The 16,012-nt window shown below is 62.5% G+C and carries 16 protein-coding genes; 12 read left to right on the forward strand and 4 right to left on the reverse strand.

What is annotated here, in order from left to right; translation table 11 throughout:
- Nucleotides 1-536: helix-turn-helix domain-containing protein (locus EDF71_RS03535; protein ID WP_133855266.1), on the reverse strand; the 536-nt coding region annotated here is incomplete at its 3' end.
- Between the two features lie 583 nt (nucleotides 537-1,119).
- Between EDF71_RS03535 and EDF71_RS03540 the strand changes: the two genes are divergently transcribed.
- The 3 genes from EDF71_RS03540 (at nucleotide 1,120) to EDF71_RS03550 (ending at nucleotide 4,092) form a co-directional block, all read left to right on the forward strand.
- Nucleotides 1,120-2,031, forward strand: a complete 912-nt coding sequence (locus EDF71_RS03540) for a hypothetical protein (RefSeq protein WP_243854178.1) — start codon at nucleotides 1,120-1,122, stop codon at nucleotides 2,029-2,031.
- A gap of 147 nt (nucleotides 2,032-2,178) precedes the next feature.
- Nucleotides 2,179-3,048: a carboxylating nicotinate-nucleotide diphosphorylase gene (nadC, locus tag EDF71_RS03545; protein ID WP_133855267.1), complete on the forward strand. Its 870-nt coding sequence runs from the start codon at nucleotides 2,179-2,181 to the stop codon at nucleotides 3,046-3,048.
- 111 nt (nucleotides 3,049-3,159) lie between these two features.
- Nucleotides 3,160-4,092, forward strand: a complete 933-nt coding sequence (locus EDF71_RS03550; protein WP_243854179.1) for a tripartite tricarboxylate transporter substrate binding protein — start codon at nucleotides 3,160-3,162, stop codon at nucleotides 4,090-4,092.
- A 21-nt stretch (nucleotides 4,093-4,113) separates the two neighbouring features.
- Here the strand turns inward: EDF71_RS03550 and EDF71_RS03555 are convergent, their stop codons facing one another.
- Nucleotides 4,114-4,647, reverse strand: a complete 534-nt coding sequence (locus tag EDF71_RS03555) for a YqaA family protein (protein ID WP_208300991.1) — start codon at nucleotides 4,645-4,647, stop codon at nucleotides 4,114-4,116.
- Between the two features lie 307 nt (nucleotides 4,648-4,954).
- Between EDF71_RS03555 and dusB the strand changes: the two genes are divergently transcribed.
- From dusB to EDF71_RS03580, 5 genes are all read left to right on the forward strand, one after another.
- Nucleotides 4,955-6,028, forward strand: a complete 1,074-nt coding sequence (gene dusB, locus EDF71_RS03560) for a tRNA dihydrouridine synthase DusB (RefSeq protein ID WP_133855269.1) — start codon at nucleotides 4,955-4,957, stop codon at nucleotides 6,026-6,028.
- Complete coding sequence (locus EDF71_RS03565; RefSeq protein ID WP_021027292.1) at nucleotides 6,025-6,258, forward strand: Fis family transcriptional regulator; 234 nt, start codon at nucleotides 6,025-6,027, stop codon at nucleotides 6,256-6,258. Before dusB ends, EDF71_RS03565 begins: the two co-directional genes overlap by 4 nt.
- 78 nt (nucleotides 6,259-6,336) lie before the next feature.
- A complete protein-coding gene (gene purH / locus EDF71_RS03570; RefSeq protein WP_133855270.1) occupies nucleotides 6,337-7,935 on the forward strand; it encodes a bifunctional phosphoribosylaminoimidazolecarboxamide formyltransferase/IMP cyclohydrolase in 1,599 nt (532 codons plus the stop codon).
- A 105-nt stretch (nucleotides 7,936-8,040) separates the two neighbouring features.
- Entirely contained in the window at nucleotides 8,041-8,529 is a 489-nt protein-coding gene (locus tag EDF71_RS03575) for a c-type cytochrome (protein WP_133855271.1), read from the forward strand.
- Between the two features lie 147 nt (nucleotides 8,530-8,676).
- Nucleotides 8,677-9,387, forward strand: a complete 711-nt coding sequence (locus EDF71_RS03580; protein ID WP_133855272.1) for a Bax inhibitor-1 family protein — start codon at nucleotides 8,677-8,679, stop codon at nucleotides 9,385-9,387.
- Between the two features lie 86 nt (nucleotides 9,388-9,473).
- Here the strand turns inward: EDF71_RS03580 and hemL are convergent, their stop codons facing one another.
- Both hemL and EDF71_RS03590 read right to left on the reverse strand, forming a co-directional pair.
- Nucleotides 9,474-10,772, reverse strand: coding sequence for a glutamate-1-semialdehyde 2,1-aminomutase (gene hemL, locus EDF71_RS03585; RefSeq protein WP_133855273.1), 1,299 nt, complete (start codon nucleotides 10,770-10,772; stop codon nucleotides 9,474-9,476).
- Nucleotides 10,773-11,154: 382 nt separating this feature from the next.
- Nucleotides 11,155-12,036, reverse strand: coding sequence for a bifunctional hydroxymethylpyrimidine kinase/phosphomethylpyrimidine kinase (locus EDF71_RS03590; protein WP_243854159.1), 882 nt, complete (start codon nucleotides 12,034-12,036; stop codon nucleotides 11,155-11,157).
- Nucleotides 12,037-12,380: 344 nt separating this feature from the next.
- Here EDF71_RS03590 and EDF71_RS03595 point away from each other — a divergent pair, with 344 nt between their 5' ends.
- From EDF71_RS03595 to EDF71_RS03610, 4 genes are read left to right on the forward strand one after another with little or no spacing between them, the layout of a single operon-like run.
- Nucleotides 12,381-12,767, forward strand: coding sequence for a response regulator (locus tag EDF71_RS03595; protein WP_021027286.1), 387 nt, complete (start codon nucleotides 12,381-12,383; stop codon nucleotides 12,765-12,767).
- A gap of 9 nt (nucleotides 12,768-12,776) precedes the next feature.
- Entirely contained in the window at nucleotides 12,777-13,142 is a 366-nt protein-coding gene (locus tag EDF71_RS03600) for a response regulator (RefSeq protein WP_133855275.1), read from the forward strand.
- A gap of 3 nt (nucleotides 13,143-13,145) precedes the next feature.
- Nucleotides 13,146-13,673 carry a chemotaxis protein CheW gene (locus EDF71_RS03605; RefSeq protein WP_133855276.1) on the forward strand — a complete coding sequence of 176 codons (528 nt, stop codon included), beginning with the start codon at nucleotides 13,146-13,148 and terminating at the stop codon, nucleotides 13,671-13,673.
- A 38-nt stretch (nucleotides 13,674-13,711) separates the two neighbouring features.
- Nucleotides 13,712-15,979 (forward strand): methyl-accepting chemotaxis protein, encoded by a 2,268-nt coding sequence (locus tag EDF71_RS03610; protein ID WP_243854160.1) that lies wholly within the window; start codon nucleotides 13,712-13,714, stop codon nucleotides 15,977-15,979.
- The last annotated feature ends 33 nt before the right edge of the window (nucleotides 15,980-16,012 follow it).

Raw genomic sequence — 16,012 nt, forward strand, 5'->3', positions numbered from 1 at the left:
ACGAATAGCGTGCGGTAGATGGCTTCATGAGACACCTGCAACTCCTTTTGCCCCGGATAGGTTCGCTTGAGCCATCCCGCTATTTGTTCGGGTGACCACAGACCTTGCAATTTAACTGCCACGATCTGAGCCAGTGCAGGGTTACGTGCCAATTTGCATGCCTTGGGGCGAAGAGCACGCTCCCAGGCTACAGCATCGGCCTTAGCCGCTCGATAGCAAGTCCTGCCGTCATTGCGTAGCAGCTCGCGACTGATGGTGGAGGCAGCTCGCCGCAAGCGCCTGGCGATGCAGCGAATCGATTCGCCAGCAGCCAATGCTCGGGAGATCTCTTCTCTCTCAGACATCGTTAACGCTAAACGAGATCGATGCCTGGACGGCGGGCGAATGCCGCCCGTTGCACTTAGGATGGTGTGGATCGATGTGTGCGGCCGGTCAAAGAGCTTGCCGATCTCGTGCAAGGTATCGCCTGCTTTCCAGCGATCCCACATCAGCGCTTTCTGAGCTTCGGTGTAGTAAATCCGCGGTCTTTGCTTCATACAAACACTCCTTCAGCCTTAGGCAGATATTGTGTTGCATTGACCAGTTGAATTCACAGCCGTATGCAGTCATGCTGAGACTGCCCTACGATGTCTTGGAGACAGAACTTTGATAGGATGAAGCTCTACTCCCGCCCCAAGAATTGGCTTTATAGGACCATCATATGATTTTGGGGGCATAGTAGGGGGCACTGCAGTAGAAGATCAGTAACCTACATCAGTTAAATCAACATCCTACGATGCCATTTCTTGTTTAACGTCTGACCGTTTCGGCGACGACACTGCCTGCGCGCATTCGCTGCGTGCTGGCGAACCCCAGGAGCCCGCTGCTTTGTCAGCGGGTTTTTTCATGGGCATTGCGCTCATGCGCATGTGGCAGCGGGATGGCAGAGCAGCGTGGCAAGCCGTTATAAGATAGCCGCTGCTTGCCAGACAGCGGCCCCGTTGGCGGTCGCTGTAAGCGCAGTCCTGTCCATTGATCCTTGAAAGCCCCCATTTGGTGACCCCACCTGCCGCCATCACAAAAACCACAGCTGCGGATGCGCCCTTTGCGCCGAGCGCCGCTGAGCGCGAGCAGCATTCGGTGCAGGCCGATCTGGTGGCGGTGCTGGTGGCGGTGACGGCTGGGCAGCCGCGCATCCTGACCACGCAAGCGGGCGAGACCCTGCCAGCGGGGCCTTTTACTGCTAACCACCGCTCGCTGCAGGCTAGCTTGCGGGCTTGGGTGGGGACGCAGACCCACCACCCGCTGGGCTTTGTCGAGCAGCTCTACACCTTTGCCGATGGCGACCGCTCGCAGGAGCTGGGCATGCGCGCCATCTCCATCAGCTACCTGGCCTTGACGCGCGAGCTGGACGATGCTGGCCAGGCCCAGCCGGGCTGGCAGGACTGGTACCGCTATTTCCCCTGGGAGGACTGGCGCAGTGGCGCGCCAGCGATCCTGGAACAGCGCATTGCGCCTGCCTTGCAGGCCTGGGCTGCGCAGGCCACGGGCAAGGCGGCGGCCGGCGCGCGCTGGGAACGGGCCTGTGTGACTTTCGGCCTGGAGGGCAGCGATTGGAACGAAGAGCTGGTGCTGCAGCGCTATGAGCTGCTGTTTGAAGCGGGCCTGGTCGCAGAAGCCTGGCGCGATGGCATGCGCGCACCCCAAGGCCAGACCTTGCTGGGTACGGCGATGCGCAATGACCACCGCCGCATTCTGGCCACCGGCATGGCGCGGCTGCGGGCCAAGATCAAGTACCGCCCTGTTGTGTTTGAGCTGATGGCCGACAGTTTCTCGCTGCTGCAACTGCAGCAGACCGTGGAAGCGCTGGCCGGGCGCAGCCTGCACAAGCAGAACTTTCGCCGCCTGATCGAGCAACAGGCGCTGGTGGAAGAGACCGGCGAGATCAGCAGCCAGGGCGCAGGCCGCCCCGCCAAGTTGTTTCGCTTTCGCCGCAATGTGCTGGTGGAACGCGCCATTGCGGGCAACAAGCTGCCCTTGGCGCGCGGCTGATCGTCCTGATCCGTTTTTGAAGTGGCAACGGAGGCGACATGCCTTCAGCGCCAGGCCTTGACAATATTTATACTCATATTTAGCATAAATACGTGTGCGACTGCTACAAGGCTGGCGCGCCTCTTTTTTACCCTTTAAATACTCAAAATGAGCATTACTCAAACTGCTGCGCTGCCGGTTCCTCCTCTGCCCGATGTGATGCTGGAGCCGCTGGTGCGCATGGCCCTGCTGGAAGACCTGGGCCGCGCCGGTGACCTGACGACCGACACCATCGTGCCGGCTGACGCCAGGGACAGCCTGCGCCTGGTGGCGCGGCAAGCGGGCGTGCTGGCGGGGCTGGATCTGGCGCGGCTGGCCTTTCATCTGCTGGACAGCGGCCTGGTGTTTGAGCCGCTCTGCGGCGATGGCACGGTGCTGGCGCCGGGCATGGAGATCGCCCGCATCCACGGCAAGAGCCGGGCGATCTTGACGGCGGAGCGCACGGCGCTGAACTACCTCTGCCACCTGAGCGGCGTGGCCAGCGCCACCTACTCGATCGCCCAGGCCATCCAGCCCTATGGCACGCGGGTGACCTGCACACGCAAGACCATGCCGGGCCTGCGCGCGCTGCAAAAGTATGCCGTGCGTGTGGGCGGCGGCAGCAACCACCGCTTTGGGTTGGACGATGCCGTGCTGATCAAGGACAACCATATTGCACTGGCCGGCGATGTGGCCACCGCCGTGGGCCGTGCCCGGGCTGGCGTGGGCCATATGGTCAAGATCGAGCTCGAGGTGGACACGCTCGCGCAGCTTGATGCGGCATTGCAGCTGGGGGTGGATGTGGTGCTGCTGGACAACATGGACCTGGAGACCCTGCGCACGGCAGTGGCCATGTGCCGGGGCAAGGCGGTGACCGAGGCATCGGGCCGCATCACGCCCGAGACCGCGCCGCAAGTGGCCGCCACCGGGGTGGACCAGATTGCAGTGGGCTGGCTCACGCACAGCGCCAAGGTGCTGGACATTGGCCTGGATGCCTGAGCCGGCCCCTTACCCACTGAGCAATCTGCATAACTTGGAAGGAGGCCTGTGATGCCCCATGTTCTCCCACGTTTTTCCTGGTGGTGGTTGGCGGCCGCCACGGCGGCCTGCATGGCTGCCGGCCTGTGGCTGGGTAGCAGCAGCATGGCGGCAGCCCGCTTTGACAAGCCCATCACCATCGTGGTGACCTTTCCGCCCGGCGGTGGTACCGATTTGCTGGCGCGCAAACTGGGCGCCGCCTTGCAGCAGCGCACGGGCCAGACCGTGGTGGTGGAAAACCGCCCCGGTGCCAGCGGCAATATTGGCGCGCGCCATGTGGCAGAGGCCGCCGGCGACGGCAGCAGCTGGTTGATGGTGAACAGCTCCTTCGCGATCAACCCCGCCGTCTATCGCCAGCTGGATTTTGATCCACGCCAGGACTTTAAGGCCGTGTTCAATGTGGGCACCATCGCCTCGGTGCTGGTGGTGCCGCAGGCCAGCGAGTTGCATAGCCTGGCCGATGTGCGCGCCTCTGCGCAGCGGCTGCAGCAACCCTTTGCCTCTTGCGGCAATGGCACGCCCCAGCATATGGCCGGCGAGATGCTGGCCCAGGCCGCGCAGCTGCATTTGCAGCATGTGCCCTACAAGGGCTGCGGGCCAGCCATCACCGCCGTGGCCGCCGGCCAGGTTGCCATGGGCATGGTCACCGCCAGTAGCGCGGCGCCGCTGATCGAGGCCGGCCGCGTGCGCGCCATTGCCATCACCGCGCCCCAGCGCCTGGCGCAGTGGCCGCAGGTTGCCACCGTGGCCGAGCAGGGTGCAGCCGGTTTCAGCGTGGAGCAGTGGCATGGGCTGCTGGCACCTGCCGCCACCAGCGATGCGGTGGTGCAGCGCATGCATGGCGTGTTCGCGCAGATCCTGGCCGAGCCCGCGATGCAGCAGTGGTTGCACGACCAGGGCTACACGCCGGTGCAGCAAAGTGCGGCCGAGTTTGGGCGGGTGATCAACAGCGACATCGACCGCTATGCCGCCGTGGCGCAGCAGCTGGGCTTGCGGGTGGATTAGGCCGTGTTGAGAACCGCGTCTTTAAGACGGCCAGAAATGCAAAATCGTGGCCGTCATCACCAGGTAGCGCAAAAACTTGCCCACGGCCATATAAAACACGCAAGGCCAGAACGGCAGGCGCAGCCAGCCTGCCACGGCGCAGAGCGGATCGCCAACGATGGGCAGCCAGCTGAGCAGGCAGGCCTTGGCGCCAAACTTGCGCAGCCAGATGCGGGCCATGCGCTGGTGGCGGCTTTGCTTGTTGGGTGGTGCAGGGGGCTGGCTGGGGTCGGCGGGGTCCAGGCCCACATGGCGCAGGCTGCGAGCCTTGTACCAGGCGGTGCGGGCCAGCGCGCCGGTCCACCAGCTGATGGCGCCGCCCAGGGTATTGCCGGCGGTAGCCACCAAGATGGCCTGCCAGAACAGATCGGGGTTGAGGTGTAGCAAGCCGGCCACAGCGGGCTCGGAGCCCAGCGGCAGCAAGGTGGCCGAGATCAGGGCCACGATAAAGACCGTACTGAGCCCGAACTGCGGCAGGGCCAGCCATGTCAGCAACTGTTGAATCCAAGCTTCCATGGCTGCCAGTGTAGCGGCTGGGGCCTGCCCGCCAGCGGCGCTGCGGGCCGCTGCCGTGTCAGCCAAGAGGCCGAAAAATGCCATGCTGACAGGCCCTTGCGGTGGCCTGGCCTGAGCGCCCACTGCGGCCGCCCAGCGCGTTGTTGGGGCCTGACCAGCGGGCGCACCATCGCCCATTTTTTGGGCATTCCCAGATGTCAAGCGGGTAGATTGGATGTTTGCTACTTTTTTAAGCAGTACAATCTGCCCCTTCCCCTCACCACAACAACCAGCACTTCGGTGGCGAAGTGCTCGCTTTTTGCATTCCATGTCCGTCCACATCGGTCCCTATACTCTGGCCAACAACGTGTTTGTGGCGCCCATGGCGGGCGTGACGGACAGGCCTTTTCGCCAGCTGTGCAAGGCGCTGGGGGCGGGGTATGCGGTCAGCGAGATGGTGACCAGCCGCAAGGACCTGTGGGACAGCCTCAAGACCAGCCGCCGCGCCAACCATGCGGGCGAGCCCGGCCCGATCTCCGTGCAGATCGCCGGCACCGAAGCGCCGATGATGGCTGAGGCAGCGGTCTACAACATTGAGCGCGGCGCGCAGATCATCGACATCAACATGGGTTGCCCGGCCAAGAAGGTCTGCAACAAATGGGCCGGCTCGGCGCTGATGCAGAACGAGCCGCTGGCCGTCGAGATTGCCGCTGCCGTGGTGGAGGCAGCCGCCCCCCATGGCGTGCCGGTGACCCTCAAGATGCGCACCGGCTGGAGCGATGACCACAAGAATGCCGTGCAGCTGGCGCGCCAGTTCGAGCAGGCGGGCATCCAGATGCTCACCGTGCATGGCCGCACGCGCGAGCAGGGCTACCGGGGCCTGGCCGAGTACGACACGATCCGTGCCGTCAAGCAGGCGGTGTCGGTGCCGGTGGTCGCCAATGGCGACATCACCAGCCCGGCCAAGGCACGCGATGTGCTGGCCTTTACCGGTGCGGACGCGGTGATGGTGGGACGGGCGGCCCAGGGCCGCCCCTGGATTTTTCGCGAGATCGTGCATTTTCTGCAGACCGGCGAGCTGCTGGCGCCACCCTTGGTGGCCGAGTTGCGCCGCCATTTGCTGGAGCACCTGCAAGACCACTATGCGCTGTACGGCGAGAGCACGGGTGTGCGCTCGGCGCGCAAGCACATTGCCTGGTATGTGCGCGATCTGCCGGGGGGCGATGCGTTCAGGCGCGAGATGAATGTGATTGAAAACAGTGCGGCGCAATGGCAGGCCGTAGCCGATTACCTGTTGGCCCTCGGGCAACAGATGGACCGGCTGCCTGGCATGGCACCAGCACCAGAGGCCAGCGGGAGTGCGATGGCCCAAGCAACAACAATGAGTGATGACTTTGTATGAGTAAGACGACGATTGAGCAGTCCGTGCGGGACAGCCTGCAGACCTATTTTCAGGATCTGGAAGGCGAGGTGCCGGACCGCGTGTACGAGATGGTGGTGCGCATGGTGGAGCGCCCCATGCTGGAGGTGGTGATGAACCACGCCGACAACAACCAGTCACGGGCCGCCGAGTGGCTGGGCCTGAACCGCAACACACTGCGCAAGAAGCTGGTCGAGCACAAGATGCTCTGACCCGCGCCCTGATTTCAGTGCTGCTTGCGCCCGCTGCGCATGCGGCACAAGCCTGTTTCCATTCTTGAAGTGATTGACATGAAAGCCCTGATTTCCGTTTCCGACAAAACCGGTATTGTCGAGTTCGCCCAAGCCCTGCATGCGCTGGGCGTGCAGTTGCTGTCCACCGGCGGCACCGCCAAGCTGCTGGCCGATAAGGGCCTGCCCGTGACCGAGGTGGCCGAGGTCACCCGCTTCCCCGAGATGCTCGACGGCCGCGTCAAAACCCTGCACCCCATGGTGCATGGCGGCCTGCTGGCCCGTCGCGATCTGCCCGAGCACATGGCTGCACTGAAGGAACACGGCATTGAGACCATCGACCTGCTGGTGGTGAACCTCTACCCCTTTGAAGCGACCGTGGCCAAGGCCGGTTGCACCCTGGCCGATGCCATCGAGAACATCGACATTGGCGGCCCGGCGATGGTGCGCTCCGCTGCCAAGAACTGGAAGGATGTGGGCGTGATCACCGCCGCCGACCAGTACGACGCCGTGCTCGCCGAGCTGAAGGCCGGCGGCAAGCTGTCCCACAAGCTGCGCTTTGCCCTGTCGGTGGCCGCATTCAACCGCATCAGCCAGTACGACGGCGCGATCAGCAACTACCTGTCTTCGGTCACGTTCGAAGACGAAAAACTGTCCGAAGAATACGTGCCCGAGCGCGCTGCCTTCCCCGGCCAGAGCAACAGCCAGTTCATCAAGATCCAGGACCTGCGCTATGGCGAAAACAGCCACCAGCAAGCCGCCTGGTACCGCGATCTGTACCCCGCACCCGGCTCTCTGGCCACGGGCGTGCAGCTGCAAGGTAAGGAATTGAGCTACAACAATATCGCCGATGCCGATGCCGCCTGGGAATGCGTCAAGAGCTTCGAGGTGCCGGCCTGCGTGATCGTCAAGCATGCCAACCCTTGCGGCGTGGCCGTGGGTGCCGATGCGTTTGAAGCCTACTCCAAGGCCTTCCAGACCGATCCGACCAGCGCTTTTGGCGGCATCATCGCCTTCAACCGCGCGGTGGACAAGGCAGCGGCCGAGGCTGTGTCCAAGCAGTTCGTCGAAGTGCTGATGGCCCCTGAGTTCAGCGCTGAAGCGCTGGAGATCTTCAAGTCCAAGGTCAATGTGCGCCTGATGAAGATTGCACTGCCCGCTGGCGGCAACAGCGACTGGGAGCAGGGCCGCAACGCCATTGAATCCAAGCGCGTGGGCTCGGGCATCCTGCTGCAATCGGCCGACAACCATGAGCTGCAGCTGGCAGATCTGAAGATCGTGACCGTCAAGCAGCCCACCCAGGAAGAACTGCAAGACCTGCTGTTTGCCTGGAAGGTGGCCAAGTTCGTCAAGTCCAATGCCATCGTGTTCTGCAAGAACGGCATGACCATGGGCGTGGGCGCTGGCCAGATGTCGCGTCTGGATTCGGCCCGTATCGCGTCGATCAAGGCAGAGGCGGCCAAGCTGTCGCTGCAGAACACCGTTGTGGCGTCGGATGCCTTCTTCCCCTTCCGTGACGGCCTGGATGTGGTGGTCGATGCCGGTGCCACCTGCGTGGCCCAGCCCGGTGGCTCGATGCGCGACCAGGAAGTGATCGATGCCGCCAACGAGCGCGGCGTGGCCATGGTGTTCACCGGCGTGCGCCACTTCCGCCATTGATGGCAGAGGCGGCGCCTGCCAGGGCGCTGCCGCTTTTCACCCAGGGCCGCGAACCTGCGCGTTCGCCGGCCCGTTTTCAGCGTTGGCCCCCGGGCCGATTCCAGCATGAGCGATTCGCAGCACCCAGACCCGCAACCCAGCACCGATCCCGACAATGACACCCCGCGCCGCTCGCGCTGGCTCGGTGTGTTGATCGTGGCCTTTGCCCTGGTGGTGGGCCTGGGCATGTTCAATATCGGGCGGCTCATCATCCGGCCCAAGCCCGAGGTGACGGCGGCCGACCGCCTGATCGAAGCCAGCCCGCAGCTGCAAAAGGGCCGTGACCTGGTCACCCGCAGCAGCGACTGCATGCGCTGCCACACCATGGAGCTCGACGTAGTCGGCCCAGGCTTTCGCAACATCGCCAAGCGCTATGCCGGCCGTGACGATGCCGTGCCCTATCTGGCCGGCAAGATCCGCGAAGGCAGCGTGGGCGAATGGGGCCGCATCGTGATGCCGCGCCACCCACAGATCACGCAGGAGCAGGCCGAGCTGATGGCCGGCTGGCTGATGGCGCTCAGCCCCGCCAAGACCCCGGCCGCCAGCCCGCCCTGATGGCCTGCTGTACCGATGCTCTGGAGCCCGCATCTACTGCGGGCTTTTTTGTGTCCGGCGGCAATGCCCGTAGACAGGGTCTGGAAAGGCCATGCTTTGTAAAGCAAATCTGCGATACTGCTCCGACATAGACCTGAAGGAGGATGCATGAACTTTCCCGAATACGCCGGCCACGGCGGTGGCCTGACCGAGGCCAACAGCCGTGGTCAATTCATCAAGGCGGCCTACAGCCATCTGGCCGTAGCCATCTTGGCTTTTGCCGTGCTGTCGTTTGGCCTCTATGCCAGCGGCGCATCGTTTGCGATGCTCAAGATGCTGGGCGTCAGCAAGTGGGGCTGGCTCGCGGTGATGGGCGCCTTCATGGTGGTGGGCTGGCTCGCTACCAACGCGGCTGACAATTCGGAAAGCACCGGCGTGCAGTACCTGGCGCTGGGCGGTTTTGTGTTCGCCGAATCACTGATCTTCGCCCCGATGCTGGCCATGGCCAGCATCATTGCCCCAGGCTCCATCCAGGCGGCATCGGTTGCCACCCTGGCATTGGTGGCCGGCCTGACGTTCACGGCCTTCACCAGCAAGAAGGACTTCTCCTTCCTGGGCGGCTTCTTGAAGATCGGTGGCCTCGTGGCCATCGGTATCATCCTGGCCGGCGTCGTGTTCGGCTTCAAGCTGGGCATCTGGTTCTCCGGCGCGATGGTGCTGTTTGCCGGCGCTTGCGTGTTGTATGACACCTCGCAGATCATGCGCCACTACCCCGCAGACCGCCCCGCTGGCGCGGCCCTGCACCTGTTCGCATCGGTGGCGCTGCTGTTCTGGTATGTGCTGCGTCTGATCATGCAACTGGGTGGCAGCGACGACTGATCGCCTGCGACAGACCACAAAAAAACCTCGGCATGCCGAGGTTTTTTTATGCCCGCCAGAAGGGCAGGCAGAGGCGGGAGAGTGGCTTACAAGGTCTTGAAGACTTCGCGGGCCGCTTCGATGGTGGACTGGATGTCGGCATCGCTGTGCGCGCTGCTGACAAAGCCGGCCTCGTACAGTGCAGGCGCAAAGTAGTGGCCGCGCGCGAGCATGCCGTGGAAGAACTTGTTGAACAGCGGCTTGTCGCTCTGCATCACCGCCTCGTAGTGGCTGGGCAGCTCGGGCAGCAGGAAGAAGCCGAACAGGCCGCCCTGGTGGTCCACGCTGAATGGCACGCCAGCGGCATCGGCCTCGGCCTTGAGGCCGGCCATCAGCTGGCCGGTCTTGGCATGCAGCGCATCATGGAAGCCGGGCTGGCTGATCAGGGCCAGGGTCTGCAGACCGCAGGCCGTCGCAATCGGGTTGCCCGACAGGGTGCCGGCCTGGTAGACCGGGCCCAGTGGCGAAAGCTTTTCCATGATCTCGCGGCGCGCGCCAAAGGCGGCCATCGGCATGCCGCCGCCGATCACCTTGCCCAGCACGGTGATGTCGGGCTTGAAGCCGGGGATCTGCTGCGCATACAGGCTTTGCGCGCTGCCCAGGGCGACGCGGAAACCGGTCATCACCTCGTCGTAGATCAGCAGGGCGCCATGTTCCTTGGTCAGTTCGCTGATGCGGCGGGTAAAGGCGGTGCTGGCGCGCACAAAGTTCATGTTGCCGGCAATCGGCTCCATGATCACGCAGGCGATCTGGCCGTCGTACTTGGAAAAGGCCTCTTCAAGCTGGCCGATGTCGTTGTATTCCAGAACGATGGTGTCCTGCACCACATGGTCGGGCACACCGGCCGAGGACGAGGCGCCAAAGGTCGCCAGGCCCGAGCCGGCCTTGACCAGCAGTGCATCGGCATGGCCGTGGTAGCAGCCGTTGAACTTGATGATCTTGTTGCGGCCGGTAAAACCGCGCGCCAGGCGAATGGCGCTCATGCCCGCTTCGGTGCCGGAGCTGACCAGGCGCACCATGTCCATCGAGGGCATGAGCTTCAGGATGGCTTCGGACAGCGCGATCTCGCGCTCGGTCGGGGCACCGAAGGAGAAACCTTCGAGCAGCGCAGCCTGCACGGCGCTCAGCACCTGTGGGTGACCATGGCCTAGAATCATCGGGCCCCAGGAGCCGATGTAGTCCACATACTGTTTGTCATTGGCATCAAACAGGTGCGCGCCCTGGGCGCGGGCGATGAAGGCCGGCGTGCCGCCTACCGCATTGAAGGCCCGCACGGGCGAGTTCACGCCACCGGGGATCACCTGGCGGGCGCGTTCAAACAACTGGGCGTTTTTATCAATCGTCATAAGGGCTCACATCTACACTGGCCTTGGATTGTCGGCCAAGCGGCGGCTTGGGGCTGTCAATCCGGTATTCACTGCACTGGAATGTGCAGGCTTTGAAGCGGTTCTAAGCGGATCTTAGAACCTGTTCAAAGTCTCTACGCAGCCGCGTTGGAGTGCAATCGGGATGAGTTCGAAGGGCTGGTCCGCAGCTTGCACCGGGGTGCAAGCAAGGGCCAGCGCGCAGAAATCGCCCGATTTCACTCCAACCCGTAGGGACAGTGGCTTTGCGAGCGGTCTGCGTCGTTGCAGCGCTTGCCAATAGCTGGCTATTGGCTGCGCACTGCGCCTCGCATCCCATCTCGCAAAGACACTGTCGCGGCGCGAGGAGACTTTGAACAGGTTCTTAGAGCGGGCGGGTGTGGAGCGCGTCGCTCTCATCCTCATCGTCGCTGCCGTCTTCATCGGCGTCTTCGTCATCGGCATGCACCCAGAAAAGCCGGTCGGGGATGGTCTTGCCCATGCCGGGGCGCAGGCCGCCTTCCAGGCATTTGTCCAGGTAGGTCATCGCTTCGGCGGTCGCGTCGCTCAGGGGCACCTCGGTGGCCAGCAAGGCGGTGAGCGCAGCGCTCAAGGTGTCGCCCGCGCCGATGTACTCGGTCTCGAACAGCTCGAACTCGCCGCTGCCATAGATGGTGTCGGCCGAGGCCAGCACGTTTTCCACATGCTGGTCGTGGGTGGGGATGCCGGTCACCAGCACAAAGGGCACGCCATGATCGGCCGCAGCCTTGGCCAGGTCGCGCGGGCTGGGGCGGTGTTCGGAGGTGCGGTCAGGCAGCAGCCAGCGCCACAGCAGGCCATAGGCGCCGACCAGCACGGTCACCTGGGGCAGCAGCAGCTCCTGGTAGGCATCCAGGTAGTCGTCGATCAGTTCGCTGTCCCACCAGGCCATGCCGGCCACATAGGCCACCACCGGTACTTCCGGGTAGTCGTTGGTTACTTCTGCACACACTCGTACATTTTCGATCGAGCCGAGAAAGCCCAATTTGATCGCGCGGATAGGAATATCCTGCAATACGGTCTGCGCCTGTTGTTGAACTGCATCATCTGACAGCGCATAAAAGTCGATGGTGTCGAGCGTGTCGCGGATCAGGGCGCCGGTGACCACGGTGCAAGGGTGGCCGCCCATGGAGGCCACCGCCAGCGCATCGGCATTGGTGCCGCCTGCGCCACTGGGGTCATTGGCGTTGATGCACAGGATACTGGCGGTATCGATGGTGGCGGCCAACGTGCTCTCACTCGGGCTGGATTCTGGCTGGTTTGTCAAGGAGGATGTCATAGGTCAACGAGATAGGGCACATTGATGCGGGAATCACCGTTAAATCTGTGTTGAAAAGCTACAATCGTTGCATTCTATGTAAAGCCTCTGTAAGCTTTTCAAAATTAGGAGCAGGGACGACGGATGCAGTGTACGCGCTGTGGTGCAAAATGCACCTCCAGCACATGCGGATTCGTCGAAAGAAAAATTGCCATAAGGCGCATGTGTTCAATGCAAACGGGTGGGAGGGGCTATGTCAGCCTTGGCTGCCGCGTGCATTCACATTTCATGACATGCAATGAGGAGGGTGGCCGGTGACAGTTTCCGCAGACAACTTCAAGGTATTGGTGGTTGACGATAGCAATACCATTCGCAGAAGTGCTGAGATTTTTCTGAAGCAGGGCGGCTACGAAGTGCTGCTTGCCGAAGACGGCTTCGACGCCCTCTCCAAAATCAACGATTTCAAGCCGGACATGGTGTTTTGCGACATCCTGATGCCAAAACTGGACGGCTACCAAACCTGCGCCATCGTCAAGCGCAATGATGCTTTTGCATCCACACCCGTGGTCATGTTGTCGTCCAAGGACGGCGTTTTTGACAAGGCCCGGGGACGAATGGTGGGGTGTGAAGACTACCTCACCAAGCCATTTACCAAAGATCAATTACTGGAAACCGTCGGACGTTTTGTCGCCGAGCGTTAAGGAGGGGTCGTGCCCATTCAAAAAGTTCTCATCGTTGATGACTCAAAAACTGAATTGATGTTTTTGAGTGATCTGCTTGTTCGCCAAGGTATGGTGGTGCGCACTGCGCAAAATGCGGATGAAGCGCTGTCGCGTCTGTCCGAAGACCGCCCTGACCTGATTCTGATGGACGTGGTGATGCCCGGACAAAACGGCTTTCAGCTGACCCGTCTGATCACCCGCAGCCCGGAATATGCGGATATCCCGATCATCATGTGCACCAGCAAGAACCAGGAAACCGACCGGGTCTGGGGCATGCGCCAAGGTGCCAAGGGTTATGTGACCAAACCGGTGGATCCGGCCGAACTCAAGGCCAAGATCGAGGCACTGGGATAAGGCATGGCACAGCGCGAAGACTTGCGAGAGCTGCAAACCCGTCTGGCCGACCGTCTGAGCCAGGCACGCAACCAGACAGCGGTTGGTGCCTCGTGGTTGGCGGTCAAGATCAGTGGCAAGAACTTTCTGCTGCCTTTGAGCCAGTCCGGCGAAGTGCTGGGCTGGAGCGGGGTGGAGCCTGTACCCTACACCAAACCCTGGATGCTTGGCGTGACCAGCATCCGGGGTATTTTGTTGACGGTGGTGGACTTGGCCCGCATGTTGGGCCTGCCCGTCTCGCGCAGTGAGCAGGTGTTTGCCGGGGCCTCGGTCGTCGCGCTCAATCCCATGATGGGCGTCAATGCCGCAGTGTTTGTCGAGCAGCTCGAAGGCTTGCGCGGCAGCAATGATTTCTCGCAATCCAAGGACAAGCCGGCCGATGCGCCGGAATTTTTTGGTGCGCTCTACACATCCGCCAGTGGCGAGCAGTGGCAGGAACTCAACCTGCAACTGCTGGCCAATGCGCCCGATTTTCTCGATATCACGGTTTAGTGCGGGGCTTCCGCGGCTTCATCCCTTTCGGTATTTGTATGTTCAACAAACTATTCAAACGCAAAGAAGACGTGGCAGACCCAGGTGTCAGCATCTTCCCAGATGGTGACCAGGTGATGCTCTCCGAAGGCTCGACCGGCGACGGCGTGTCTTCCTCCAAGAGCGCGGCAAGCGCCTCCGGCGTGGCTGCGTCGGACGATTACATGGCCCAGTTGGTCGAAGGCGATACCGCCAGCGAAGACCTGGTGACCCTGCCCGTACTGGGCGCCGCCACTGCTGCCAAGCACCAGAAGACATTGCTGTCCATCGTGGTCGTGGGTCTGGTGGTGTTCTTTGGCCTGGCGGTGTGGGCGATTCTGCAGTCGCGCACCACGGGCGGCCAGCTGGCCGCGACTGGTCAGGCACTGACCCAGTCCCAACGTCTGGCCAAATCGGTGGGCCAGGCCGTCAACGGTAATGAACAGGCCTTTGCTGAAGTGGCAGAAGCCTCGTCGATCCTGAAGAAGAACATCGACGGTCTGAACGCGGGCTCGGACGACCCCGCCATCAGGTCGCTGGGCAGCTCCTACGCCGAAGTGCTGGCACCGCTGGTGGAAGCCTCGGACCGCACTGCAAGCAAGAGCGATGCCGTGGTGAAGCAAAAAGCCTCGCTGGTCGCGATGAACAAGGACTTGCAGGCTATTCACCGCAACACCCAGACCCTGCTCGAGCTGAGCGAGGCGGTGGTGAGCCTGAAGCTGCAACAAGCCGCACCGACTGCCGAAATTGCCGCCGCCAGCCAGCTGGCCATGCTGACCCAGCGTATCGGTAAGTCTGCCAACGACTTCCAAAGCGCCTCGGGTGCGAACGCCGAAGCGGTGTTCCTGCTGGGCAAGGACTTGAACACCTTCAAGGAAATCGTCGCCGGTCTGCTCAACGGCAGCGCCGAGCTGCGCCTGAGCCCCGCCCGTGACGGCGCCGTGCGTGACAAGCTGCTGGAGCTGTCCGCCCAGTACGACATCACCTTGAAGGACGGCTCCTCGGTGCTGAGCAACCTGAAGGGCATCTCGGAAGCCCGTGAGGCTGAAGTCTCGATCCAGTCCGCCAGCGATCCGCTGCGCAAAGGCCTGGAAGTGCTGCAGGCTGACCTGAACAGCTGGTCGGACCGCGTCTGGCTGTACCTGGTGGGCATTGTGCTGGCCGCCTTGCTGGTGGGCCTGGGTGTCTGGGGTCTGGTGCGTCTGCAGCTGGCAGACAGCTTGAACCGCCGCCGCTCTGCTGAATCGCTGCAACAAGAGGCAAGCCGCCAGGAGCAGGAGGCCAAGCGCCTCAACGATGCCAACCAGGCCGCTATTTTGCGTTTGATGAACGAACTGCAGTCCGTCGCTGAAGGTGACCTGACGCAGGAAGCGACCGTGACCGAAGACATCACCGGCGCCATTGCCGACTCGGTGAACTACACGGTGGAAGAGCTGCGCATGCTGGTGGGCAGCGTGCAGAACACGGCGACCCGCGTGGCGCAGACCACGTCGACGGTGGACTCCACCTCGACCGAACTGCTGGCCGCCTCGACCGAGCAACTGCGCGAGATTCGCGAAACCGGCAAGTCCATTCTGGACATGGCGACCCGTATTAACCTCGTGTCCTCGCAGGCGCAGGAATCGGCTTCGGTGGCGCGTAAATCGCTGATGGCTGCCGAGACCGGTCTGCACGCGGTGGAAAACGCGATCGGTGGTATGAACTCCATCCGTGACCAGATCCAGGACACCTCCAAGCGTATCAAGCGCCTGGGTGAGTCCTCGCAGGAGATTGGTGAAATTACCGACCTGATCTCGGACATTACCGAACAGACCAACGTGCTGGCATTGAACGCGGCCATTCAGGCTGCATCGGCTGGTGAAGCCGGTCGCGGCTTCTCGGTGGTGGCGGAAGAAGTGCAGCGCCTGGCGGAACGTTCCGCCGACGCAACACGCCAGATCTCGGTGCTGGTGAAAGCGATTCAGACCGACACCCAGGATGCGGTGGCCGCTATGGAACGTTCGACCCAGGGTGTGGTGGAAGGGGCCCGTCTGTCAGACAGCGCCGGTACTGCACTGAACGAAATTGACCGCGTTTCGCGTGAGCTGGCGGATCTGATTCAACAGATTTCCCGTTCTGCTTCCGACGAAGCGGTTCAGGCCAACGATGTGGCGGAGAATATCCAGCATATTTTTGCGGTGACGGAGCAGACCAGTGATGGTACCCGTACCACGGCGCAGCAGGTGCGTGAGCTGTCGCAAATGGCCGAGGAGCTGCGCCAGTCGGTGTCTCGGTTCAAGATTGCCTGACCCATGCCTGCTGTTTAATTTTGACCCGCAATC

Origin of the sequence: Comamonas sp. JUb58 (assembly GCF_004364775.1) — a bacterium.
Lineage (GTDB): Bacteria > Pseudomonadota > Gammaproteobacteria > Burkholderiales > Burkholderiaceae_C > Comamonas.